Source organism: Microbacterium sp. NPDC077644, from assembly GCF_040702785.1.
Classification (GTDB): Bacteria; Actinomycetota; Actinomycetes; order Actinomycetales; family Microbacteriaceae; genus Microbacterium.
This window is the reverse complement of record NZ_JBFBME010000002.1, coordinates 844,670-865,158: the sequence shown is the minus strand read 5'-3', so window position 1 is coordinate 865,158 and position 20,489 is coordinate 844,670. Positions and strand designations below refer to the sequence as shown.

20 protein-coding genes are annotated in these 20,489 nt (G+C 68.5%); 11 read left to right on the top strand and 9 right to left on the bottom strand.

The window, feature by feature from the left end; all coding sequences use genetic code 11:
- Positions 1 to 3 precede the first annotated feature (3 nt).
- Positions 4 to 1,005 carry a GGDEF domain-containing protein gene (locus AB0269_RS11190; RefSeq protein ID WP_366211268.1) on the bottom strand — a complete coding sequence of 334 codons (1,002 nt, stop codon included), beginning with the start codon at positions 1,003 to 1,005 and terminating at the stop codon, positions 4 to 6.
- Between the two features lie 105 nt (positions 1,006 to 1,110).
- Here AB0269_RS11190 and AB0269_RS11185 point away from each other — a divergent pair, with 105 nt between their 5' ends.
- The gene (locus tag AB0269_RS11185) at positions 1,111 to 1,848 is read left to right on the top strand and encodes an EAL domain-containing protein (RefSeq protein WP_366211267.1); all 738 of its coding nucleotides are present in this window, start codon (positions 1,111 to 1,113) and stop codon (positions 1,846 to 1,848) included.
- Here the strand turns inward: AB0269_RS11185 and AB0269_RS11180 are convergent.
- Both AB0269_RS11180 and AB0269_RS11175 read right to left on the bottom strand, forming a co-directional pair.
- Complete coding sequence (locus tag AB0269_RS11180; protein WP_366211266.1) at positions 1,810 to 2,016, bottom strand: hypothetical protein; 207 nt, start codon at positions 2,014 to 2,016, stop codon at positions 1,810 to 1,812. The genes AB0269_RS11185 and AB0269_RS11180 overlap by 39 nt on opposite strands.
- Positions 2,013 to 3,443 (bottom strand): glycosyltransferase family 2 protein, encoded by a 1,431-nt coding sequence (locus AB0269_RS11175; RefSeq protein ID WP_366211265.1) that lies wholly within the window; start codon positions 3,441 to 3,443, stop codon positions 2,013 to 2,015. Before AB0269_RS11175 ends, AB0269_RS11180 begins: the two co-directional genes overlap by 4 nt.
- 83 nt (positions 3,444 to 3,526) lie before the next feature.
- Between AB0269_RS11175 and AB0269_RS11170 the strand changes: the two genes are divergently transcribed.
- The gene (locus tag AB0269_RS11170; RefSeq protein WP_366211264.1) at positions 3,527 to 4,198 is read left to right on the top strand and encodes a DNA alkylation repair protein; all 672 of its coding nucleotides are present in this window, start codon (positions 3,527 to 3,529) and stop codon (positions 4,196 to 4,198) included.
- On the opposite strand, the gene AB0269_RS11165 is transcribed toward AB0269_RS11170, so the two are convergent.
- The gene (locus tag AB0269_RS11165) at positions 4,167 to 4,385 is read right to left on the bottom strand and encodes a CDGSH iron-sulfur domain-containing protein (RefSeq protein WP_175987141.1); all 219 of its coding nucleotides are present in this window, start codon (positions 4,383 to 4,385) and stop codon (positions 4,167 to 4,169) included. The two genes, AB0269_RS11170 and AB0269_RS11165, sit on opposite strands and share 32 nt — an antisense overlap.
- Positions 4,378 to 5,442, bottom strand: coding sequence for an iron-containing redox enzyme family protein (locus AB0269_RS11160; protein WP_366211263.1), 1,065 nt, complete (start codon positions 5,440 to 5,442; stop codon positions 4,378 to 4,380). Before AB0269_RS11160 ends, AB0269_RS11165 begins: the two co-directional genes overlap by 8 nt.
- 162 nt (positions 5,443 to 5,604) lie before the next feature.
- Here AB0269_RS11160 and AB0269_RS11155 point away from each other — a divergent pair, with 162 nt between their 5' ends.
- The gene (locus tag AB0269_RS11155; RefSeq protein WP_366211262.1) at positions 5,605 to 8,145 is read left to right on the top strand and encodes a DUF3516 domain-containing protein; all 2,541 of its coding nucleotides are present in this window, start codon (positions 5,605 to 5,607) and stop codon (positions 8,143 to 8,145) included.
- Positions 8,146 to 8,280: 135 nt separating this feature from the next.
- Here the strand turns inward: AB0269_RS11155 and AB0269_RS11150 are convergent, their stop codons facing one another.
- On the bottom strand, positions 8,281 to 9,333 hold the full coding sequence (locus AB0269_RS11150; protein ID WP_366211261.1) for a LacI family DNA-binding transcriptional regulator: 1,053 nt from the start codon (positions 9,331 to 9,333) through the stop codon (positions 8,281 to 8,283).
- Positions 9,334 to 9,546: 213 nt separating this feature from the next.
- Between AB0269_RS11150 and AB0269_RS11145 the strand changes: the two genes are divergently transcribed.
- From AB0269_RS11145 to AB0269_RS11125, 5 genes are read left to right on the top strand one after another with little or no spacing between them, the layout of a single operon-like run.
- Complete coding sequence (locus tag AB0269_RS11145) at positions 9,547 to 10,419, top strand: ABC transporter substrate-binding protein (protein WP_247963154.1); 873 nt, start codon at positions 9,547 to 9,549, stop codon at positions 10,417 to 10,419.
- 54 nt (positions 10,420 to 10,473) lie between these two features.
- Positions 10,474 to 11,262, top strand: a complete 789-nt coding sequence (locus tag AB0269_RS11140) for an amino acid ABC transporter permease (RefSeq protein ID WP_247963153.1) — start codon at positions 10,474 to 10,476, stop codon at positions 11,260 to 11,262.
- Positions 11,259 to 12,029, top strand: coding sequence for an amino acid ABC transporter ATP-binding protein (locus tag AB0269_RS11135; RefSeq protein WP_175987152.1), 771 nt, complete (start codon positions 11,259 to 11,261; stop codon positions 12,027 to 12,029). Before AB0269_RS11140 ends, AB0269_RS11135 begins: the two co-directional genes overlap by 4 nt.
- Positions 12,029 to 13,069 (top strand): Gfo/Idh/MocA family oxidoreductase, encoded by a 1,041-nt coding sequence (locus AB0269_RS11130; RefSeq protein WP_366211259.1) that lies wholly within the window; start codon positions 12,029 to 12,031, stop codon positions 13,067 to 13,069. The genes AB0269_RS11135 and AB0269_RS11130 overlap by 1 nt, the downstream gene beginning before the upstream one ends.
- 8 nt (positions 13,070 to 13,077) lie before the next feature.
- Positions 13,078 to 14,253: an FAD-binding oxidoreductase gene (locus AB0269_RS11125; RefSeq protein ID WP_366211258.1), complete on the top strand. Its 1,176-nt coding sequence runs from the start codon at positions 13,078 to 13,080 to the stop codon at positions 14,251 to 14,253.
- Positions 14,254 to 14,364: 111 nt separating this feature from the next.
- Here AB0269_RS11125 and AB0269_RS11120 read toward each other — a convergent pair whose 3' ends face one another.
- The gene (locus AB0269_RS11120) at positions 14,365 to 15,897 is read right to left on the bottom strand and encodes an SDR family NAD(P)-dependent oxidoreductase (protein WP_366211257.1); all 1,533 of its coding nucleotides are present in this window, start codon (positions 15,895 to 15,897) and stop codon (positions 14,365 to 14,367) included.
- An 83-nt stretch (positions 15,898 to 15,980) separates the two neighbouring features.
- On the opposite strand from AB0269_RS11120, the gene AB0269_RS11115 reads away from it, so the two are divergent.
- Both AB0269_RS11115 and AB0269_RS11110 read left to right on the top strand, forming a co-directional pair.
- Positions 15,981 to 17,039 (top strand): M4 family metallopeptidase, encoded by a 1,059-nt coding sequence (locus AB0269_RS11115; RefSeq protein WP_366211255.1) that lies wholly within the window; start codon positions 15,981 to 15,983, stop codon positions 17,037 to 17,039.
- Positions 17,011 to 17,388 carry a protealysin inhibitor emfourin gene (locus AB0269_RS11110; RefSeq protein WP_366211254.1) on the top strand — a complete coding sequence of 126 codons (378 nt, stop codon included), beginning with the start codon at positions 17,011 to 17,013 and terminating at the stop codon, positions 17,386 to 17,388. Before AB0269_RS11115 ends, AB0269_RS11110 begins: the two co-directional genes overlap by 29 nt.
- On the opposite strand, the gene AB0269_RS11105 is transcribed toward AB0269_RS11110, so the two are convergent.
- Complete coding sequence (locus AB0269_RS11105; RefSeq protein ID WP_366211253.1) at positions 17,333 to 18,418, bottom strand: mechanosensitive ion channel domain-containing protein; 1,086 nt, start codon at positions 18,416 to 18,418, stop codon at positions 17,333 to 17,335. The two genes, AB0269_RS11110 and AB0269_RS11105, sit on opposite strands and share 56 nt — an antisense overlap.
- Positions 18,419 to 18,575: 157 nt before the next feature.
- Between AB0269_RS11105 and AB0269_RS11100 the strand changes: the two genes are divergently transcribed.
- Positions 18,576 to 19,277: a hypothetical protein gene (locus AB0269_RS11100; RefSeq protein ID WP_366211252.1), complete on the top strand. Its 702-nt coding sequence runs from the start codon at positions 18,576 to 18,578 to the stop codon at positions 19,275 to 19,277.
- Here AB0269_RS11100 and AB0269_RS11095 read toward each other — a convergent pair.
- Positions 19,274 to 20,467: an FAD-dependent oxidoreductase gene (locus AB0269_RS11095; protein ID WP_366211251.1), complete on the bottom strand. Its 1,194-nt coding sequence runs from the start codon at positions 20,465 to 20,467 to the stop codon at positions 19,274 to 19,276. The genes AB0269_RS11100 and AB0269_RS11095 overlap by 4 nt on opposite strands.
- Between the last annotated feature and the right edge of the window lie 22 nt (positions 20,468 to 20,489).

Below are 20,489 nucleotides of genomic sequence, written 5' to 3'. Positions count from 1 at the left end.
ACCTCAGCCGCGCTTGTCGTCGTACATGGCGGCATCCGCGCGCCCGAGCGCCGCTTCGACGCTCTCGCCCTTGTGCACCTCGACGACGCCCCAGGACCACGGGTGCGCGGCGTAGTCGCGCAGCCGGCGCATGATCGTCAGGGCGTCCTTCTCGTTCGTCTCCGGCAGCAGCAGGGCGAACTCGTCGCCGCCGAGCCGGCCGACGATGTCGTAGCTGCGGGTGAGCGACATCCACTGCGCCGTCTCGACGCGGAGCACATCGTCACCGGCGGCGTGTCCCGCATCGTCGTTGACCGCCTTGAAGTCGTCGAGGTCGAGCACGGCGATGCTGATCGGCCAGCCGCGTCGCACCGACCGCTGGAACTCGCGGTCGGCCTTCGCGAGGAATCCGCGGCGATTGAGCGCGCCGGTGAGCTCGTCGGTGTGCGATTCGAGCAGGATGCGGTGCCGCACGTAGAGTCCGGCCTCGAGCGAAAGCCAGGTGAACAGGGCCGCCGTGAACACGTTCGCCGGGCCCAGCAGCCCGTACACCGTCGAGAAGGGTCCGAGGATGGCCGCGGAGCCGACGCAGACGAGGATCGCGAGCTCGCCGATGCGCGCGATGCGCGCCCCGTAGAACCAGGAGAAGTACATGGCCATGATCGGCAGTTCCTGCAGGGCGGCGATCGCGTTCTGCCGTTCGTCGGAGAAGCCCAGGTAGTACACCGAGACGAGGGCGTGGGCGATGACGATGGCGAGCCCGAGCCACCGGTGCAGCTCGACGCCGAGTACGACGACGAGCGCGACGCCGACACCGCCGAGGAAGACGACGATCGACAGGCCCACCTCGAACGCCGTGATGTCGTCCTCGAAGAGCTCGAACAGCCCCATGATTCCGAAGACGAGCGTGAGCCCCGCGGTGACGACCGAGTAGATCGACGTCCGTTTGCGGAGCGTCTTCAGCCAGCCGGCGCGCAACCAGCGAAGGTCCTCGGCGTCCGACGCCGCTATCCCCTGTACGACCATGCGCTCGCATTCCCCTCTGCGTTTCCCCGCACTCAGAATACGACGCGATCTGAGGAATCTGTTGCGAACCGCGCGATCGTCACCCCGGGGATACACTGAACCGTGATGTCAACCCCGCACCCCTCGAACATCGACGAGGATGCCTGGAGCAGCCGCACCGTCTTCCAGCCGGTGATCGACCTGCGCGCCTGGCGGGTGGCGGGCTTCGAGGCGCTCGCACGCTTCGCCGACGGCGCGTCTCCACTGGGCCGATTGGCCGAAGCGGAAGCCGCCGGGCGACGCGAGGAGCTCGAGATCGTGCTCATCCGGCGCGCCATCGCCTCAGCCGATGCCCTGCCGGACGGCGTGGTCACCATCAACGCCTCCGGCGTGACGATCCTGCGCGACGACTTGGCCGACGCGCTCGCCGGGATGTCCCGTCCGTGGGGGATCGAGCTCTTCGAGGCGCACACGCCCGTCGACCTCGCGACGATCCGCGCGCGCGTCACCGAACTCGGCGGCGAGCTGCTCGTGGACGACGCCGGCACGTCGCACGCGGACGAGAACCGCATCCGCACCCTGCGTCCCGACGTCGTCAAGATCGACCGCGGACTGTTCTGGGCCGCCGGCACCGACCCCGCAGCGCGGGCGCGCCTTGAGCCGATCATCACCGCGACCCGCGGCGCCGACGCGCGCCTTCTCGTCGAAGGCGTCTCAGAGCCCGAGCACGTGGATCTTGCCCGCGACCTCGGTGCTGATCTCGCTCAGGGCTTCCACCTCGGCATGCCGACGCCAGCGGAGGAGATGCCGGCCGCGCTGCGCGAGCTACACCGGAGCATCGGGATGGATGCTCCGGGTCTCTGAGCGCCTGTTGGCTCCGCCGCGTCGCTGCAGTTTCACCTTCGGGAAGATCTTGATGACGCCGAGCACGACATAGATCACCGTGTTGATCGCCACGAAAGTGGCGAGGATGCTGAACCACTCCGTCTGCAGGATCGTCTCAGGCAACAGGAACCCGGTCGGCGCGATCATGCCGCCGCCTCCTTCGCCCCGCCGTGATCGACGTGCTTCCAGGTGGCGCTGCGGCCGAAGGCGATCTCGAAGACGCCGCGCAGGAACGCGAGGTTGAGGAAGCAGTCGTACACGAGCTCGGGGAACACGAGCATCGCGACGAACCGCGCCCGCCAGCCGCCACGCCACACGGTCACCGTGCGCTCGATCGCGAAGAGCACACCGACGCTGAGCCAGAACGGGAACCACACCCAGGTGTCCATCGCCACGAACATGAGCCCGAGCAGCAGGAAGTACGAGAACAGCGCCAGGACGCCGTATCCGATGCCGATCTGCTGCGACCAGTACCGCAGTGTCTGCGGCGTGACCCCGTAGGTGCCGAGGTTCTCCAGGGCACCGCGCTGCCAGCGCAGGCGCTGCGCCCACAGCATCCGCCAGGTCGGCATGAGCTCGGTGACCACTGTGCATTCGCGCGGCGAGATCGTGAGTCCGCCGAGCGACTTGATGGCGATCGTGAGCTCGTTGTCCTCCGTGAGGGCGAAGGTGTCGTAGACCTCGCCGCGCAGGCCGGGAAGCTGTGCGCCTCGGGCCTCGGCGACCGCGCGGAGAGCGGAGGCGCGGAACACGGAGGCGGTGCCGGTGAGCACGAACACCCGCCCGTCGCGGCGCTGGATCTCGCGCTGGTAGCGGAAGTACTCGTTGCGCTGGAACTGACCGAGGATCCCGTGGCCCTCCTCGCCGGAGAACAGCCCGCCCACGGACATGAGGGCCCGATCGTTCTCGAAGCGCCGCATGGCGGTCCGCAGGAAGTCGTCGCCGATCTGACTGTCGGCATCCATGATCATGACCGTGTCGTTGTCGCCGAGGACGGGGAGGAGGTCGGCGAGGGCCTGGTTGAGCGCGCCGCCCTTCTTGTGAGTGTTGCCGACGGTCTCGAACACATCGGCGCCGTGCTCGCGCGCCACGCGCACCGTGCCGTCGGTGCAGTTGTCCGCGACGACGAGGATCCGCGCGGGAGGTGCGCTCTGCTGCGACAGCGACCGCAGCGTGAGGGGCAGCGATGCCTCCTCGTTGTGCGCCGGGATCAGCACGGTGACCGTCACATCGCCCGCGAAGACGCCGCGGGTCCTCTCCATGACGGCTCGAGGGGCGAGGGTGAGCTTGGTGACCTCGGCACCGGCACGGCGGTAGCGGTTCGCGACGATGCGCTCGCTGACCACGACGAAGAGCACGAGCAGCAGGGCGATGCCGAGCGCCGTCGCGAGAACGCCGAGGTTCGGCAGTTCGGTGCTGTACAGCACCCGCCAGATGCCGGCCAGCGTCACATGCGCGGGCTGCCACAGCGTCGGCGGATCGGTGACGGCGATGCCCCACCACAGCAGACCCGCTGCGAGCAGGACGATGAGGATGACGGCCAGGCCGACCGTGCGTTGCAGGAACCGGTTCACTTCTGCCCCTCAGACGAATCTCGGACTGTCAGACTTTCATGCTCGCGCCTGCGATGCGAGTTGCCGAGCCGTAGCCTGAAGACATGCCCGCCACGATGACCGTCCCCGAGATCCTCACCGAGCTCGCTGCCCTCGAGGACCCGAAGATGCGCGCCGCGAACGAGAAGCGCGGCGACGACCACGGCATCAACCTGTCGAAGATGCGGGCGCTGGCGAAGCACGTGAAGGTCGATCACGCCGTCGCGAAGGAGCTGTGGGCGACGGGCGAGACGCCGGCCCGCCTGCTCGCGCTGCTGATCTGCAAGCCGCGCGAGTTCTCGGCCGACGAGCTCGACGGGATGCTGCGCGAGACGCGGCCGCCGAAGGTCAACGAGTGGTTCGTCAGCTACATCGCCAAGAAGTCGCCGCTCGCGGAGGAGATGCGCCTGCGGTGGTTCGGCGACGCCGACCCGACCGTGAACGCGGCCGCGTGGTCGCTGACCTCCGAACGCGTCGTGAAGAAGCCCGAGGGTCTCGACCTCGACCACCTGCTCGACCTCATCGAGCACGACATGAAGGATGCTCCGAGCCGCCCGCAATGGGCGATGAACGAGACGCTGGCGAACATCGGCATCCACAACCCCGAGCTGCGGCCTCGTGCGCTCGCGATCGGCAACGCGCTGCAGGTGCTCGCCGACTACCCCACCGCGCCGGGCTGCATCTCGCCGTTCGCGCCGATCTGGATCACCGAGATGTCGAAGAGGCTGGATCACTGACCCCGCGGATCAGCTTGTGCGTGCCGTCGCACCACGGTTTGATCGCTGAAGACCCGCAACGACAGAGCGCGACGGTTCGACGAGGATTGTCGATGGTCTGCCCGTCTTCACCGACGACCTGAACCGCACCGCGCACGAGGAGCGGCCCGTCGGCGCACGCGGTGATCTGCACGTCGCGCTCAGGCATCGTCGCCCCCGGTTCGCAGAGAGCTCTCGCCCGCTTCGAACGCAGCCCTGACATGATCCGCAGCTCGATCGTCGAGCATCAGGCAGGCACCGGCCCCGAAGAAGATGTCCTCGATGAGTTCGGGGCGATCCTCCCCGAGCCCGCCGGCGAGATCACGCGCCGCGATCTGCTCATGCACAGCATCCGCCTCCACATGCTCGTCGAAGTACTCCGCGACGTCGTCGCCGAAGCCGAGCCTGCGCACACCCTCGGCATACGAGCGGTTGGGCAACGACGAGGTCATCTCGAAGGCTGCCAGGTGGCCCACGATCGCGCCGATCAGCGACCGGTTCAGGCCGAACATCGACATGGCGTTCTGCGAGGCCAGCGTCACCGCCGGAACCCGATCGAGGTAGCCGCCGTAGTGTGCGTCGAGCCCGAGTCCACGCATCGTACGGGCGAAGATCTCCGCGTGCATGCGCTCGGGCCGTCCACCTCCGTACTCATCGGACTGGATCTCGACGAGCGCAACCTTCGCGCGACCGGTGAGCCGAGGAATGGCCCAGGAGTGCGGATCGGCTTCGCGCAGCGTGTAGATGCTGCGCTGGATCACGAACTCCCTCACCTGGTGGAGCGTCGCGTGTTTGGCGACGTACCGAGCAAGGGAGGGGCCGGGGTTCGGCGCCGTGAGCTCGAAAAGCGCGGCGGCGATGGACTCAGCATCCGCGGGCGGTACTGCGCCCACGGCGACGTCGCGGCGAAGCTCGCGTTCGAACTCCCGCTCGATCCCTCGCCGGACAGCCAGCAGCTCAGGGTTCCATTCCCATGCAGGGTCGATCCAGTCCAGAGATCCGTACGCGCACGCGTACAGCAGGAACAGGGTGATCTGCAGGTCGTCATCCGTTGCGATGCCGGAGCTCGTGGTGAGCGCGTCAGCCGCGAGTTCGACCAGGTCTGCGCTTCGCCCATCGGCGATCGAGCCGGTATGAATCGGATCGTCGAATCGGAGCCGGTTCAGCAGTGCGGCGCTGAGCGCCCCTCGTGCCGACACGGCATCGACGGCGTGGCTGTCGATCATGGATCCCCTTCGCGGGCGCTCGCGGATGCACCCGGCGATCAGCATTTCACGGGAACAGCCCAGAGCATCGGGGGTTGACGCAGACCCTCAGCGTCTGATCGCCCGCTCGGGGCTCACGCCTCCGGAGATATCTGCCTGACGATGGGGGAGGATCGTAGGGACATGGCTTCCCTCACCGACTCCCTCCCCGACGGCACCGACGCGGATGCCGTCTACACGGCGTTCGTCGAATGGGCAGAGTCGACCGGCATCCAGCTGTATCCGGCCCAGGACGAAGCGGTCATCGAGATCGTCTCGGGGAACAACCTGATCCTCTCGACCCCCACCGGCACGGGGAAGTCGCTCGTCGCGATCGGTGCACACTTCGCCGCCCTTGCCGACAGCCGACGGAGTTACTACACGGCCCCGATCAAGGCTCTGGTCAGCGAGAAGTTCTTCGCCCTCGTCGACGTGTTCGGCGCCGAGAACGTCGGCATGGTGACCGGCGACTCGGCGGTCAACGCGGACGCCCCGATCATCTGCTGCACCGCCGAGATCCTCGCGAACTTCGCGCTGCGCCAGGGCCCGTCGGCGGATGTCGGGCAGGTGGTGATGGACGAGTTCCACTTCTACGCCGATCCCGACCGCGGGTGGGCGTGGCAGGTCCCGCTGCTGACGCTTCCGCAGGCGCAGTTCGTCCTGATGTCGGCGACGCTCGGGGACGTGACGTCTCTGGCTGACGATCTGACGCGGCGCACGTCGCGCGAGACGTCGGTCGTGACGGGCGTCGAGCGGCCCGTGCCCTTGCACTTCTTCTACGAGCTGACACCGATCCACGAGACGATCGAGGATCTGCTCTCGACCGGGCAGGCGCCGGTCTACGTCGTGCACTTCTCGCAGGCTGCGGCGATGGAGCGCGCGCAGGCGCTGTCGAGCACGAAGATCGCCACGCGGGAGCAGCGCGACGAGATCGCCGAGCTGATCGGCGGGTTCCGCTTCACGACCGCCTTCGGGCGCACGCTGTCGAAGTTCCTGCGGGCCGGCATCGGCGTGCATCACGCGGGGATGCTGCCGAAGTACCGCCGGCTCGTCGAGCAGCTCGCCCAGCGCGGGATGCTGCGCGTGATCTGCGGCACTGACACGCTCGGTGTCGGCATCAACGTGCCCATCCGCACGGTGCTGCTCACGGCCCTGACGAAGTTCGACGGCACGCGGATGCGGCAGCTGAACGCGCGCGAGTTCCATCAGATCGCGGGCCGCGCGGGGCGCGCGGGTTTCGACACCGCGGGAACCGTGGTCTGCCAGGCGCCGGAGCACGAATCCGAGAACGCCGCCGCGATCCGCAAGGCCGGGGACGACCCCAAGAAGAAGCGCAAGATCATCCGCAAGAAGGCGCCGGACGGCTTCGTCTCGTGGGGAGAGCCGTCGTTCCGCAAGCTCGTGGATGCGGAACCGGAGACGCTGACCTCGCACATGCAGATCACGAGCGCCATGATGCTGAACGTCATCGCCCGAGGCGGCGACGTGTTCGGCAATATGCGCGCACTGGTATACGACAACCACGAGCCGCGGGCCCGGCAGCGGCAGCTCGCACTTCGGGCGCTGGGGATCTACCGGACGCTGCGCGAGTCGGGCATCGTCGAGCAGTACGAGGACCGGTCCCTGAGCCCGTCGAAGGGCGTCCGTCTCACCGTCGACCTGCAGCCGAACTTCGCGCTGAACCAGCCGCTGTCGCCGTTCGCACTGGCGGCGTTCGAGCTGCTCGACCCGGATGCCGCGACCTTCGCGCTCGACATGATCTCGATCGTCGAATCGACGCTGGATGACCCGCGGGCCGTCCTCGGTCAGCAGGAGTTCCTCGCCCGCGGCGAGGCGGTGGCCGAGATGAAGCGCGAGGGCATCGAGTACGAGGAACGGATGGAGCTGCTCGAGCAGATCACGTATCCGAAGCCGCTGGACGAGCTGCTCGGAGCGGCGTTCGAGACGTACAGCGCTGCTCAGCCGTGGATCCGCGACTTCGAGCTGCATCCGAAGTCCGTCGTGCGCGACATGTACGAGCGAGCCATGTCGTTCGGGGAATATGTCGCGTTCTACAAGATCGCCCGCTCGGAGGGCGTCGTGCTCCGGTACCTGTCGGACGCGTACCGCGCCGCATCGCAGACGATCCCCGAGGAGCTGAAGAACGAGGACCTCCGCGACCTCATCGAATGGCTCGGCGAGCTCGTGCGGCAGGTGGACTCGAGCCTGCTCGACGAGTGGGAGGAGCTGCGCGCCGGCACGGACGACGGCCGGGTCGACCTCGCCGCCCTGAAGAGCGCGGAACACGTGGACGAGCCGATCGTCCCGCCCGCGCCCAAGCGACTGACCGCGAACATCCGCGCCTTCCGCACGCTCGTGCGCAACGAGCTGTTCCGGCGGGTGCAGCTCGCCGCGCTCGAGGACGTCGACGCTCTCGTCGAGCTCGATCCCGCTTTCGGGGCGGATGCCTGGAACGATGCCCTGGATGCGTACTTCGCCGAGCACGACGAGATCCTCACCGGGGCGGATGCCCGCAGCTCGAAGCTGCTTCTGCTGACCGAGGGCTCATCCGAGTGGACGGCGCGGCAGATCCTCGACGATCCGGCAGGCGACCACGACTGGGGCATCTCAGCCACCGTGGATCTCGCGGCATCCGATGAGGCGGGCGAGGCCGTGGTGACCGTCACCGCGGTAGATCGGCTGTAGCCGACGGCGGGCTCATCCCTGCATGACGGCGAGCATGCCCGCGACATCCGACGGTCCGGCGGGATCGTCGAGGGTCAGCCCGCCACGTCGGCGCTTGCGTACAGCTCGTCGAGTGACGCAGGCGCTTCGGCAACCTCAGCCTCGCGGTCGCGAAACCGATCCGCGTTCGATGAGCTCCTGCGGGAGCACCTGCACGCGCATGGGGCCGGTCGCACCTTCGATCCGCTCGATGAGGATCTGAGTCGAAAGCGCGCCGAGCTCGCGTGAGGGCTGAGAGATCACGGTGATCGCCGGCTCGGTCACCGACGTCCATGGCGCATTGTCGAACCCGACCAGTGAGATGTCATCGGGGATCCGCAATCCGAGGTCGCGGATCGCGCGAAACGCGTGGAACGAGACCATGCTGTCGGACGCGACGATCGCCGTGACCGCGTCGTCGCCGGTGACCAGATCAGACACGATCCGACGAGCGTTCTCCTCGTCGGCGCCGAGGCGCACATAGGCGAGCGGGTCTCCGATGCCGGCGCGCTGAAGAGCGCCCGTGAACCCGGTGATGCGCTCGGCGATCACCGAGGACTGGAGGCCCGGAACGAACTCGCGGGACTCCGCATCCCACCTCGACCGGAATCCTCCAGAGGATATGTCGTCGAGCGCCGACACGTACGCGATGCGACGATGCCCAGCTTGCAGGAGCACATCGGCGAGACGCGTCGCACCCTCACGATTCGCCGCGACGACGGCGTCCGCCTCGACCCCGTGCACGATTCGGTCGAAGAACACCAGGGGACGGCCGGCATCGACGATGTCGAGGAAGTTGGCGGGGTGGGTCGACGACGCGGGCGCGATGACGAGCCCGTCGACCCGCTTGGCGAGATGCAGATCGATGGCCTTGCGCTCCGCCTCGACCTCCTCGCGCGAGTTGGACAGGATCAGGTCGTACCCTGCGGCCTCGGCGACGTCGGCGGCCCCGCGAGTCGCCTGCGCGAATGCCGAGTTCTCGATGTCACCCACGATGATGCCGATCGCCTTCGATCGCCCGGTGCTCATGCTGCGCGCGACGGCGTTCGGCCGGTACCCGAGCGCGGATGCTGCATCCTGAACGCGGGCGCGGACCTTCGCGCTCACCGCTCCGTAGTCGCCGAGCGCACGCGCCGCGGTCGCCTTGGCGACGCCGGCTCGTGCGGCCACGTCCGCTACCGTCACGTCGCGAAGCCCGTCCCCGTGTCCGCTCACCGCTCGCCGCCCTTTCACTTCATCGTCGGGTTCCACCCTATTGACGGCCCGATCTCTGCCGTGTACTGTCCAACTCAACGCAGAACTGAGACCGGTCTCAATTTAGCCGAGCTTCGCCACAGCGTCCACCCCGTTCCGATAGTGCAGTCCTCTGAGAGGAGCCATCCGATGGCCAAGAGAACCCTGACATTCCGTCGCTTCGCAGTCGCCGCCGCAGTAGTAGGAGCCCTGGCGCTCACCGCCTGCAGCTCGACCGGCAACGCCTCAGCCGGCGGCGGTGACCAGGACGAGAACCCGTACGGCCTGATCACGCCCGGCCAGATCCGGGTTGCGAGCCTGGGCGACTCGAAGCCGTACACATTCACCGACGCGAGCGGTGAGTTCACCGGCTTCGACGTCGAGCTGTTCACCGATGTCGCCGAGCGCATCGGCATCGACGACGTCGTGTTCACCGGCCAGGACTTCTCCGGACTGCTCGCCGCTGTCGCCAACGGGCAGTTCGACGTCGGCGTCGCGGCGATCGGGATCACCGAAGAGCGCGAGCAGACGGTCGACTTCTCGGATGGCTACCTCGCCGGATACCTCACCGTCATGGCCAGCCCCGACAGCGGCATCACCGACGAGAAGAGCCTCGCGGGCAAGCGGCTCGGCGTCGTGCAGGGCACCCTGCAGGAGGCGTACGCCGTGAAGAACTTCACCGACACCGAACTCGTGCGCTTCCCCGACAACAACTCCGCGATCTCCTCCGTCAACAGCGGCGCGATCGACGCGCACTTCCTCGACTACGAGGCCGCGAAGGAGTACGCCGAACAGTACGGTCTGGAGAACGCCATCGACATCCCGTCGTTCGACGCGCCGGCCGGATTCGCGATCGCCAAGGGCAACGACGAGTTCAAGGATGCTCTGAACGAGGCGCTCCACGACGCGATGGAGGATGGCACGTGGAAGGAGCTCTACCAGAAGTGGTTCCCCGGCTCCCCGATGCCCGACCAGTACCTGCCCAGCGATGAGCAGGGCGAGGACACCGGCGACAGCAAGTAACGGCTGCTGTGGGTGCGGGCGCTGCCCGCACCCACAGCCCGAAGGGAGATCCGCATGGATTGGCTCGATAACCTCATCAGGACGTTCCTCGACTTCGACGCGATGATCGCGGTCCTGCCGCAGCTGCTCGGCATCGGTCTTGTGAACACCCTCGTCATCTCGGTGTTCGCGACACTGCTGGGCATCGTGATCGGCATGATCCTCGCAATCATGGGCGTCTCGCGCACCGCATGGCTGCGCCTGCCCGCACGCATCTACACGGACATCTTCCGCGGACTTCCCGCGATTCTGACCATCCTGCTCATCGGCCAGGGCTTCGCCAGGATCAGTCAGCAGCTCTTCGGACCGTCTCCGTATCCACTCGGCATCCTCGCGCTCAGCCTGATCGCCGGCGCCTACATCGGCGAGATCTTCCGCGCCGGCATCCAGAGCGTCGAACGGGGGCAGCTGGAAGCGTGCCGCGCGCTGGGCATGACATACGGCAGCGCGATGCGCCTCGTCGTCGTTCCGCAGGGGATCCGCAGGGTGCTGCCCGCCCTGGTCAATCAGTTCATCGCGATCGTCAAGGATTCGAGCCTCGTGTACTTCCTCGGGCTGCTCGTCAGCGAACGGGAGCTGTTCCGCGTGGGACAGGACGCCGCCGTGCTGACCGGAAACCTGTCGCCGCTCGTCCTGGCCGGCGTCTTCTACCTCGTGATCACCGTGCCGCTCACGCACCTCGTGAACTACTTCGACAACCGATTCCGCACCGGGCGCCGTAAGGCGACCCCGCCCAAGAGCGGTCTGGACGAGATCGATGAGAGGCCCGTGAGCCCCGCACTGGCCCAAGGAGAGAACACATGACCTACACCTCCCCGCTCCCCGTGACAGAGGGCCGCTTCTACGAAGGATCGCGCCTGCAGATCGACAACCTCGTGATGGCGTACGGCGATATCGACGTCATCCGCGATGTGTCGATCGCCGTCGAACCCGGCACGACCACCTGCATCATCGGACCATCCGGATCGGGCAAGTCGACGCTGCTACGCGGTGTGAACCGACTCCACGAGCCGAAAGCGGGCAGGGTGATGCTCGCAGACGACGACGCCCTCGCCCTGAAGCCGGATGTGCTGCGTCGTCGCGTCGGTCTCGTGTTCCAGCACTTCAACCTGTTCCCCGACCACACCGCGCTCGAGAACGTCGCCCTCGCGTTGCGCAACGTCAAGAAGATGTCCAAGGGAGAGTCCCGGCGCATCGCGCTCGCACGGCTGACCGAGGTCGGCCTGGCAGAGCGCGCAGACCATCGCCCGCGCGACCTCTCCGGCGGGCAGCAGCAGCGTGTGGCGATCGCACGCGCCCTGGCGATGGAACCCGAGGTCATGCTCTTCGACGAGGCGACGAGCGCGCTCGACCCCGAGCTGGTCAAGGGTGTGCTCAACCTCATGGCAGAGCTCGCCCAGCGCGGCATGACGATGCTCGTCGTCACTCACGAGATGGGCTTCGCGCGCAAGGTCGCAGATCAGGTCGTCTTTATGGACGAGGGCCGAGTCGTCGAGGCGGGAACTCCGGACGAGATCTTCGACGCCCCGAAGAGCGACCGGCTGCGGCTGTTCCTCTCCGAGGTCCTCTGATGGTCATCCGCACAGCGATCATCGGCTTCGGCACCGCGGGGGGCCTCTTCCACGCGCCGTTTCTGGCCGCCGATCCGGCCTTCCGCATCGACGCGATCGTGACGCGCGATCCCGCTCGCGTCGAGCGTGCGACGAGCGAGCATCCTCAGGCCCGCATCCTCGCCGATACCGCCGCCCTGTGGGAGATGGCGGACTCGATCGATCTGGTCGTCGTCGCCTCGCCAAGCGGCAGCCATGCCGCTCACGCCGAGTCGGCGCTGCGTGCCGGTTACCACGTCGTCGTCGACAAGCCGTTCGTCGCCGACGCGGAGACCGGCGAAACCCTGATCGCGATCGCCGCGGCTCGAGACCTGATGCTGACGGTGTTCCAGAATCGGCGTTGGGACGGCGATTTCCTCACTGTGAGCGACCTGGTGAAGTCCGGGCGTCTCGGCGAGATCCGCCGCTTCGAGTCGCGATTCACCTGGTGGCAGCCGCAGGCGCCGGAAGGATGGAAGGCAGAGGCACCGGTCGCCGAAGCCGGCGGCATCCTGTTCGATCTCGGACCGCACCTCATCGACCAGGCGCTGCACCTGTTCGGTCCGGTCGTGGACGTGTACGCCGAGATCGACACGCTGCGCGAGGGCGTCGCGGCGGACGACGACGCGTTCGTCGCCCTCGAGCATGAGTCCGGCGTGCGCTCGCACCTGTGGATGAGTGCGGTGACTGCGGAGCCCGGGCCGCGGTTCCGCGTACTGGGCTCCGAAGGGGCGTACGTCTCGTGGGGGCTGGATGGCCAGGAGCCTGCGCTGGTCGCCGGACGGCGACCAGGCGATCCCGGCTTCGGCGAACGCGACCAGGACGAGTGGGGATCGTTCACCACAGGCGACGACAGCAAGACCGTGCCGATGGCGCGCGGACAGTACGAGCGCTTCTACGCCGGCGTCGCGGCCTCCATCAACAGCGGGTCGCCGGTCCCCGTCGATCCGGCAGACGCCGTCGCCGGCCTGCGCCTGATCGCCGCAGCTCGCGCAGCAGCAGTGTCAAGAACCAAGAAGTGAGGAACACCATGTCAGGAACCGGTTCGAAGAAGGTCATCGTCATCGGCGGAGGCATCCTCGGCGCCTCGACCACAGCCCATCTCGCTCGTGCGGGCGCCGATGTGACCCTCGTCACCCAGGGCTCCCTCGCCGACGGCGCTTCCGGTCGTTCGATCGCGTGGCTCAATTCGTCCGGAGATCGCTCGTCCGCCTATCACTACCTGCGGCTGCTGGCCATCGACCGGTACCGCACCTGGGCAGCGAGACACACGGACAGCAGCGCATATCTCCGCTTCGACGGGGCGCTGAAGTGGGCAGGCCCTGAGGACAGCTTCCGCCGAACGTTCGAGTTCGAGCGATCGGTCGGCTACGACTCGCTGTGGATCGACCGGGACGACATCGAGCGACTCGCGCCCGGTGTCGACGCCGCCGCGATCGCCGACGAGGGCGCGATCTTCAACCCCGGCGAAGGATGGGTGAGCCTGCCCGACATCATCGCCGTGCTGGTGGCGGAGGCGAGGGACGCCGGCGCCACCGTGATCGAGAACGCCGGCGAGGTCCGCGTCGACGTGCACGAAGGCACGGCGGCCGGTGTCATCCTCGGCGACGGGTCCGCGGTCGCAGCGGATCGCGTCGTCCTCGCCACCGGGCCCGCGGTTCCGGCGCACCTGGTCGCGCTCGGCGTCACCGTTCCCGATGCTTCGCCCGCCGCATTCGTCCTGTTCACGGATCCGGTGGACTTCACCGTGAAGACCGTGCTGAACACGCCTCGGGTGGCGGTGCGCCCGACGCCCGACAACCGGCTGGTGCTGGATGCGGCGTGGGCCGAGGAGTCGATCGTGGTCGGCGACGACGGCACCATCGAGGTGCCCGACGAGTCGATTCACGGACTGCTGGACGAAGCCTCGAAGGTGCTGGCGGGGAGGCCGACTCTGACGGCGTCGCACGTGGGAGCCGGATGGAAGCCCATCCCCGGCGACGGCGACCCGGTAGCCGGTCCCGTGCCCGGAGTCGACGGGCTGTACGCGCTGTTCACCCACTCGGGGGCGACGCTGGGCCTCGTGCTCGGCGAGCTCGCCGCTGACGAGGTGATGAGCGGCGAGCCGTCCCCTGTGCTGGAGGCATTCCGCTTCGAACGGTTCACCGACCAGGTGCTTCCGGCCAAGGTCGGGACCGATGCCTGGTCACCCGTAGCGGAGGGCTGAGACCCGGCACACGCTGGGGGCCGGCACGCCACTTGTCGGATGCTTCGGCCGAATCGGTCCGACATCTGGCGTGTCGGCCCCCGAAGTGTCATGCACTCGCGGCGCCGCACCTCACCAGGGGCTGGGCTTGTAGTCCTTGAGGAAGACGCCGTACAGGTCGACGCCGGCCTCGCCCTGCACGATTGGGTCGTACACGCGGGCGGCGCCGTCGACGAGGTCGAGCGGGGCGTGGAAGCCCTCCTCCGCCAGGCGCACCTTGGTGTGGTGCGGGCGCTCGTCGGTGATCCATCCGGTGTCGACGGCGGTCATGAGGATGCCGGAAGTCTCGAGCATCTCGCCGGCGCTGGTGCGCGTGAGCATGTTCAGCGCGGCCTTGGCCATGTTCGTGTGCGGATGCCCCGGGCCCTTGTACCGGCGCGAGAACTGCCCCTCCATCGCCGAGACGTTCACGACGTACTTCCGGTGGGCGTCCGATGCCTCCATCGACGCTCGCAGCCGACTGATGAGGAGGAACGGCGCGGTCGTGTTCGCCAGCTGCACCTCGAGCATCTCGAGGGGATCGACCTGCTCGACCGACTGCACCCAGCTGTTGACGTGGTCGATGTCGGGGACGAGGCCGCCGGCGTCGATGGCCGAGCCGTCGGCGTGCTTCGCGAGCGACGACGATCCTGGCGCCATCGCGAGGCGGGCGAGGTCTTCGGCCGTCAGCGCCTGGCCGCCCTGCTCGGCGACGGTGCCGCCGAGGGATGCCACCGACAGCAGCGGGTTCGCCGCGACGGACGCCTCGAGCGCCTGCGGGTGCGGGTCGGCGGTGTGTCCGAAGGTCTCCATCTCGGGCAGCGGTCCGTCGGGCAGCGGCTGCATCTCGGCATCCGCCAGCAGCGAGTACGCACCCGGCGAGCGCCGCACGGTCTGCGCGGCGTTGTTGATGAGGATGTCGAGCGGCCCCTGAGCCGCGACCGAGTCGGCGAGCGCGATCACCTGAGCGGGGTCGCGCAGGTCGATGCCGACGATGCGCAGGCGGTGCAGCCAGTCGGCGGCATCCGGAAGCGACGAGAAGCGGCGCACGGCGTCCCGCGGGAAGCGGGTCGTGATCGTGAGATGGGCGCCGTCGCGGAGCAGGCGCAGGGCGATGTGCATGCCGATCTTCGCCCGCCCGCCGGTGAGGAGTGCGCGACGTCCGGTCAGGTCGGTGCGCGCGTTGCGCTTGGCGTGGCTGAAGCGGGCGCAGTCCGGGCAGAGCTGGTGATAGAAGGCGTCGACGAGCGTGTACGGCTGCTTGCAGATGTAGCAGTTGCGGGGCCTCCGCAGCTCGCCCGCACTCGGGGCATCCACGCTGGAGGCGAGGTCGTTGCCGCGGGTCTCGTCGTCGATGCGGTCCGGGGCACCCGTCGCGGTCTTCGCCACGACCGCCTTGTCGGCCTCGGCGATCGCGTCGCGGATCTCCTTGCGGCGGGCGCGCTTGACGGCCTTGAACATCCGTCCGGTCGCGCGGCGGACGGCGATGTAGTCGGGATGCTGCTCGCTCATCGAATCGAGCGATGCGAGCACCCGGAGCGTGGTGGCGAGGTCGTCGGGGTCGAGGCCGTCGCCGAGGTCGTCCCCTTCGCGGTCCCTGAGCCTGTCGAAGGGTTCGGTCACCATGCCGATTCTACGCGAGCGACCTGGGAGGGCGTGCTCCTGCGGCGGCCGTGACTCTGTCGGCGGCCCCGCGTATCGTCGGCCCCATGGAAAGCGCACACGGCATCATTCCGGCATACCTCCTCGCCCGCCTCGCCCAGTCGGGCCGGTTCACGAAGGCGGCGGATGCTGCCCGCCAGACGCTGATCGCCGGCAGACCCCAGTTCCGCGCTCGCCTCAACCTGTCGATCGATGAGCACGGCGACCTCGTGGCCGAGCTGTCGGATGCTCCGAACCGCACGATCAGCGATGCGAACGGCACGGAGGCGCTGCCCGGCGTCGTGGTGCGCGCCGAGGACGATCCGCCCGCCGAGGACGCGTCGGTCAACGAGGCGTACGACGGACTCGGCGCGACGTTCGAGATGCTGCTGTCGGCGTTCCGGCGCAACTCCCTCGACGGGGCCGGAGCGGGGCTCGATGCGACCGTGCACTACGGCACCGACTACGACAACGCCTTCTGGGACGGCGAGCGCATGGTGTTCGGCGACGGCGACGGCGAGGTCTTCCAGGGCTTCACCCGATCGATCAGCGTGATCGGGCACGAGCTGGGGCACGGCGTGATCCAGCACACCGCGAACCTCGAGTACCAGGGGCAGCCCGGCGCGCTGAACGAGTCGATCGCCGACGTGCTCGGCGCCCTGACCGAGCAGTACGCCGAGGGGCAGACTGCGGATCAGGCGACCTGGCTGATCGGCGCGGGCATCTTCACCGACGAGGTGCAGGGGCAGGCGCTGCGGTCGATGATCGAACCGGGCACCGCCTACGACGATGATGAGCTCGGCAAGGACCCGCAGCCCGCGCACATGAGCGACTTCGTGCAGACGACCGAGGACAACGGCGGTGTGCACATCAACTCCGGCATCCCGAATCGCGCCTTCGCGCTGACCGCGCGCACTCTCGGCGGCCACGCCTGGGAGCAGGCCGGAACGGTCTGGTACCGCGCCCTGACCGGTGGCCTGTCTCAGGCCGCGACGTTCCGCGCTTTCGCGGACGCCACTGTCGAAGCGGCCGAGCGCGAGTACGGTGAAGAGGTGACCGCCGCAGTTCGCGACGCCTGGACGACCGTGGGAGTGCTGGATGCCGAAGGAGCTCGACGCGCCGGATGACGATGATCGGCTGGTCGTCATCGTCGTCCGATCCGGCGGTGTCGCCGGCATCAGCCGCCGGTGGCGGGTCTCGCCGCCGCGGCCGGAGATCGAGGTCTGGGTAGGCCTGATCGAGCGCTGCCCGTGGGACGCGCCGCCGCAGAAGGATCCGGGGGCGGATCGCTACGTGTGGAGCATCCAGGTGCGGATGCCGCAGCAGGAGCGCGAACGCGAACTCGCCGACTCGGAGCTGCAGGGCGCCTGGCGCGAGCTCGTCGAGGCCGTGCGCGAGGCCGACAGCCCGTCGCCCTCGCCTACACCCGCGCCGAGTCCGATCCCGCCGCAGGAGGATCCAGCATCACCCGAGTGACGGGCAGCGCCTCAGGGTGCTCCTGCTGCAGCCAGGTCATGATCTTCTCCCGCACGAGGCACCGCAGGTCCCACTGGTCGTCGGAGTCCTTCGCTGAGATCGTGAAGCGCAGCGTGACGTGACCGCCCTCGGAGCCGGTGACGACCACTCCGGCCTTGCGGCGGTCCCACGCGGCCGACCCTTCGACGATCTCCATGAACTTCTCGCGCACGGCATCCACCGGCACTCGCCAGTCCAGGTCCATGAACACGGTGCCGAGGATCTTGTCGCTCCTGCGCGTCCAGCTCTCCACCGGCTGCGAGGTGAAGTACGTGCACGGCAGGATCAGCCGGCGCTCATCCCAGATGTAGACGACGACATAGGAGAGGTTGATCTCGCCGATCCGCCCCCATTCGCCTTCGATCACGACGACGTCGCCCACGCGGATCGAGTCCGTGAAAGCGATCTGGACGCCGGCGATGAGGTTGCCGAGTGTCGACTGCGCAGCCAGTCCCGCGATGATGCTCACCACGCCGGCGGACGCCAGGATGCTGGTGCCCACCGCCCGCACCTCCGGGAACGAGAACAGCACGACGCCGACGGCGATCACCCCGACCAGCACGACGGCGAGGCGGTTGAGCACTGTCAGCTGCGTCTGGCGGCGCCGGGCCTCCGCGCTCGTGGCGTCGCGTCTGCTGTCGTACTGCATGAGCCGTTCCATGCCGAACGTCACGAGCGTGGACAGCAGCCACGCACCGACGAGGACGGAGGCGATGAAGAGGATGCGCTCGAGCACCTCCCACCACGACAGCGCCGCCGGGGCCGTCGTCGCGCACACGATCCAGGACGCGACGACGAACGCCAGCGTCATGGCCGGCACGCGGATTCGCCGTTCGAGATCACCGATCCAAGCCGAGCGTCCGCGCGCGCGCCCGGCGATGAACCGCACGACGATGACAGCGACCGAGACCAGCACGACCGCGACGGCGGCACTGACGAGAGTGCCGACCCACGAGGACCAGTCGGGAGCGAGTTCTGCGAGTGACGTCATCGCTCCACCATAAACACGGGTGCCCGCCGTGGCGCAAACAGACCCGCTGCGCTTCGACGGCGACCCGCCCCGACGGGGCGACGGATGCCGCGCCGGGCGCGTACGCGAAGATGATGGGGATGAAGAAGATCATCATCGCCGATTTCTGAAGGACGCCATGGGACTTTTCTCTCAGCGCAAGGACGAGGAGAACACCTGGGCGGCACTGCCCGGTGAACCGCGTGGACCGAGGGATGCCGCCGAGGTTCTGGATGCCGCGCCCGACGTGGATCCGCTCGCCGTCGGGCTCGGCGCGCAGTACACCTCGGTCGTGTTCCCCGTCGCGCCGCCGGCGCCGGAGGCCGCTGAGGCATCGGATGCCGCGCCGAAGGATCCCGCCGAACCCGACCCGCATGTGCTGGGCCCCGGGCTCCTGCCGACCCCGTTCACGGCTGACGAGATCCGCGATGCGGCGCGCGGCGGCAAGACGATCCGCATCGTCGTGGAGGAGCCGGACGGCACGACGGTTCACCGCGTCAACCGGTTCCGCGACCTCGACGACGAGGGCGCGACGCTGGAGCGATGGACGTCGGGCCCGACCGGGATCGTCCAGGGCGAGATCGCGAGCTCGCGCGTGACCTGGCGCGAACTGCAGGGGCACGCGGCGTTCCCCGCCGAGCAGACGACGCTGTCTTCCGAGACTCTGGATCTGCCGATCGGACGCGTGGGCTGCCTGCGCTACGAGGTGCGCGCCTCGGCGGATGCCGAACCCGACGTCTTCTGGTTCGCGACGGCGCATCCCGGGATGCCGGTGCGCTTCGAATCGCCGACGGATGCGGGCGTGCAGCGCACCACCGTCGTGAAGATCGAGCGCCCCTAGAGCGCCTCGTCGAGTCGCTCCGGCCGGGCGCCGAGGCCGACGAACCGTCCGGTCAGATGCGCGAGCCGCGGATGGTCGCGCAGCAGGCGCAGCGGCAGGGGCAACGGAGCATCCGGGGCGCGCTCGGCGATCAGCGGGCCCTGCAGTCGGCGCTGCACGAACTGCGTGACGCGCGTCGGCGGAGTGCGGCGCCGTTGCACGTGCCGCAGGTCGGCGGTCGTCGGCGAGCCGGCGCGCAGCACCGGGCCGAGGATGCGAGCCGCGGCCACGGCATCCTGGATCGCGAGGTTGATCCCGACGCCGCCCGCCGGCGACATGGCGTGCGCGGCATCGCCGATGCAGAGCATCCCGTCGACGTACCAGCGGCGCAACCGCTCGAGACGCACGCGCAGCAGGTGCACGTCGTCCGCCGCGACAGCGGCCGCGGCATCGGCCATGCGCGGGGAGATCCTTGCGATGCGGTCCTTCATGGCCGACAGGTCGGCGTCGGCGCCGTTCCAGGTGCCGGCGGGGATGACGTGGGCGATCTGGAAGAAGTCGCCGCGGTCGATCGTGATGATCATGCCGGAGCCCGCCTGGATGAATGGATAGGCGTCGCCGGGCTGCTTGGACAGGCGGAACCAGAGCACGTCCATCGAGGCCGCGACGCCCTGCGGCTGCAGACCGGCGGCGGCGCGGATGTCGGAGTCCCGACCGGAGGCGTCGACGACGAGTCGCGCCCGGATGGTCACCTCGCCGTCCGGGCCCGTCCCCGTCACGCCGGCGACCCGGCCGCCGTCGCGGACCAACCCGCCGATACGGGTTTCGCGGAGGAGCACGAACCCCGGATGCCGCGCAGCGGCGTCCGCGAGGAGATCGAGGAAGTCCCACTGCGGCATGAACGTCATGACCTTCCGACGGGTGGGGAGCCGAGTGAAGTCGGCGAGCACGAGCTCGGCGCCCTGCCAGCTCACACTCACGCGCGGCATGTCGTCGTGCGGGCGGGCGAGGAAGTCGTCGAGAAGTCCGAGATCGGCCAGGAGCTCCTGCGTGGACGGGTGGATCGTGTCGCCGCGGAAGTCGCGCAGGAAGTCGGCGTGCTTCTCGACGACGGTGACCTCGACTCCGTGCCGGAGGAGTGCGAGCGCGAGCATGAGTCCGGCGGGGCCGCCGCCGACGATCACGCAGTCAGTTTCGATGTGAGTGCTCATGAGTCCACCGTCGCCCTCCGGA

Excerpts from the sequence above, each read along its gene's own strand:
- AB0269_RS11105 (WP_366211253.1), bottom strand. The coding sequence starts at position 18,418 with ATGACGTCACTCGCAGAACTCGCTCCCGACTGGTCCTCGTGGGTCGGC.
- AB0269_RS11095 (WP_366211251.1), bottom strand. The coding sequence starts at position 20,467 with ATGAGCACTCACATCGAAACTGACTGCGTGATCGTCGGCGGCGGCCCC.
- AB0269_RS11110 (WP_366211254.1), top strand. The coding sequence starts at position 17,011 with ATGCCGAAGGAGCTCGACGCGCCGGATGACGATGATCGGCTGGTCGTC.
- AB0269_RS11115 (WP_366211255.1), top strand. The coding sequence starts at position 15,981 with ATGGAAAGCGCACACGGCATCATTCCGGCATACCTCCTCGCCCGCCTC.
- AB0269_RS11165 (WP_175987141.1), bottom strand. The coding sequence starts at position 4,385 with ATGCCTGAGCGCGACGTGCAGATCACCGCGTGCGCCGACGGGCCGCTC.
- AB0269_RS11125 (WP_366211258.1), top strand. The coding sequence starts at position 13,078 with ATGTCAGGAACCGGTTCGAAGAAGGTCATCGTCATCGGCGGAGGCATC.
- AB0269_RS11100 (WP_366211252.1), top strand. The coding sequence starts at position 18,576 with ATGGGACTTTTCTCTCAGCGCAAGGACGAGGAGAACACCTGGGCGGCA.
- AB0269_RS11170 (WP_366211264.1), top strand. The coding sequence starts at position 3,527 with ATGCCCGCCACGATGACCGTCCCCGAGATCCTCACCGAGCTCGCTGCC.
- AB0269_RS11155 (WP_366211262.1), top strand. The coding sequence starts at position 5,605 with ATGGCTTCCCTCACCGACTCCCTCCCCGACGGCACCGACGCGGATGCC.
- AB0269_RS11185 (WP_366211267.1), top strand. The coding sequence starts at position 1,111 with ATGTCAACCCCGCACCCCTCGAACATCGACGAGGATGCCTGGAGCAGC.
- AB0269_RS11160 (WP_366211263.1), bottom strand. The coding sequence starts at position 5,442 with ATGATCGACAGCCACGCCGTCGATGCCGTGTCGGCACGAGGGGCGCTC.
- AB0269_RS11135 (WP_175987152.1), top strand. The coding sequence starts at position 11,259 with ATGACCTACACCTCCCCGCTCCCCGTGACAGAGGGCCGCTTCTACGAA.
- AB0269_RS11140 (WP_247963153.1), top strand. The coding sequence starts at position 10,474 with ATGGATTGGCTCGATAACCTCATCAGGACGTTCCTCGACTTCGACGCG.
- AB0269_RS11190 (WP_366211268.1), bottom strand. The coding sequence starts at position 1,005 with ATGGTCGTACAGGGGATAGCGGCGTCGGACGCCGAGGACCTTCGCTGG.
- AB0269_RS11180 (WP_366211266.1), bottom strand. The coding sequence starts at position 2,016 with ATGATCGCGCCGACCGGGTTCCTGTTGCCTGAGACGATCCTGCAGACG.
- AB0269_RS11145 (WP_247963154.1), top strand. The coding sequence starts at position 9,547 with ATGGCCAAGAGAACCCTGACATTCCGTCGCTTCGCAGTCGCCGCCGCA.
- AB0269_RS11130 (WP_366211259.1), top strand. The coding sequence starts at position 12,029 with ATGGTCATCCGCACAGCGATCATCGGCTTCGGCACCGCGGGGGGCCTC.
- AB0269_RS11120 (WP_366211257.1), bottom strand. The coding sequence starts at position 15,897 with ATGGTGACCGAACCCTTCGACAGGCTCAGGGACCGCGAAGGGGACGAC.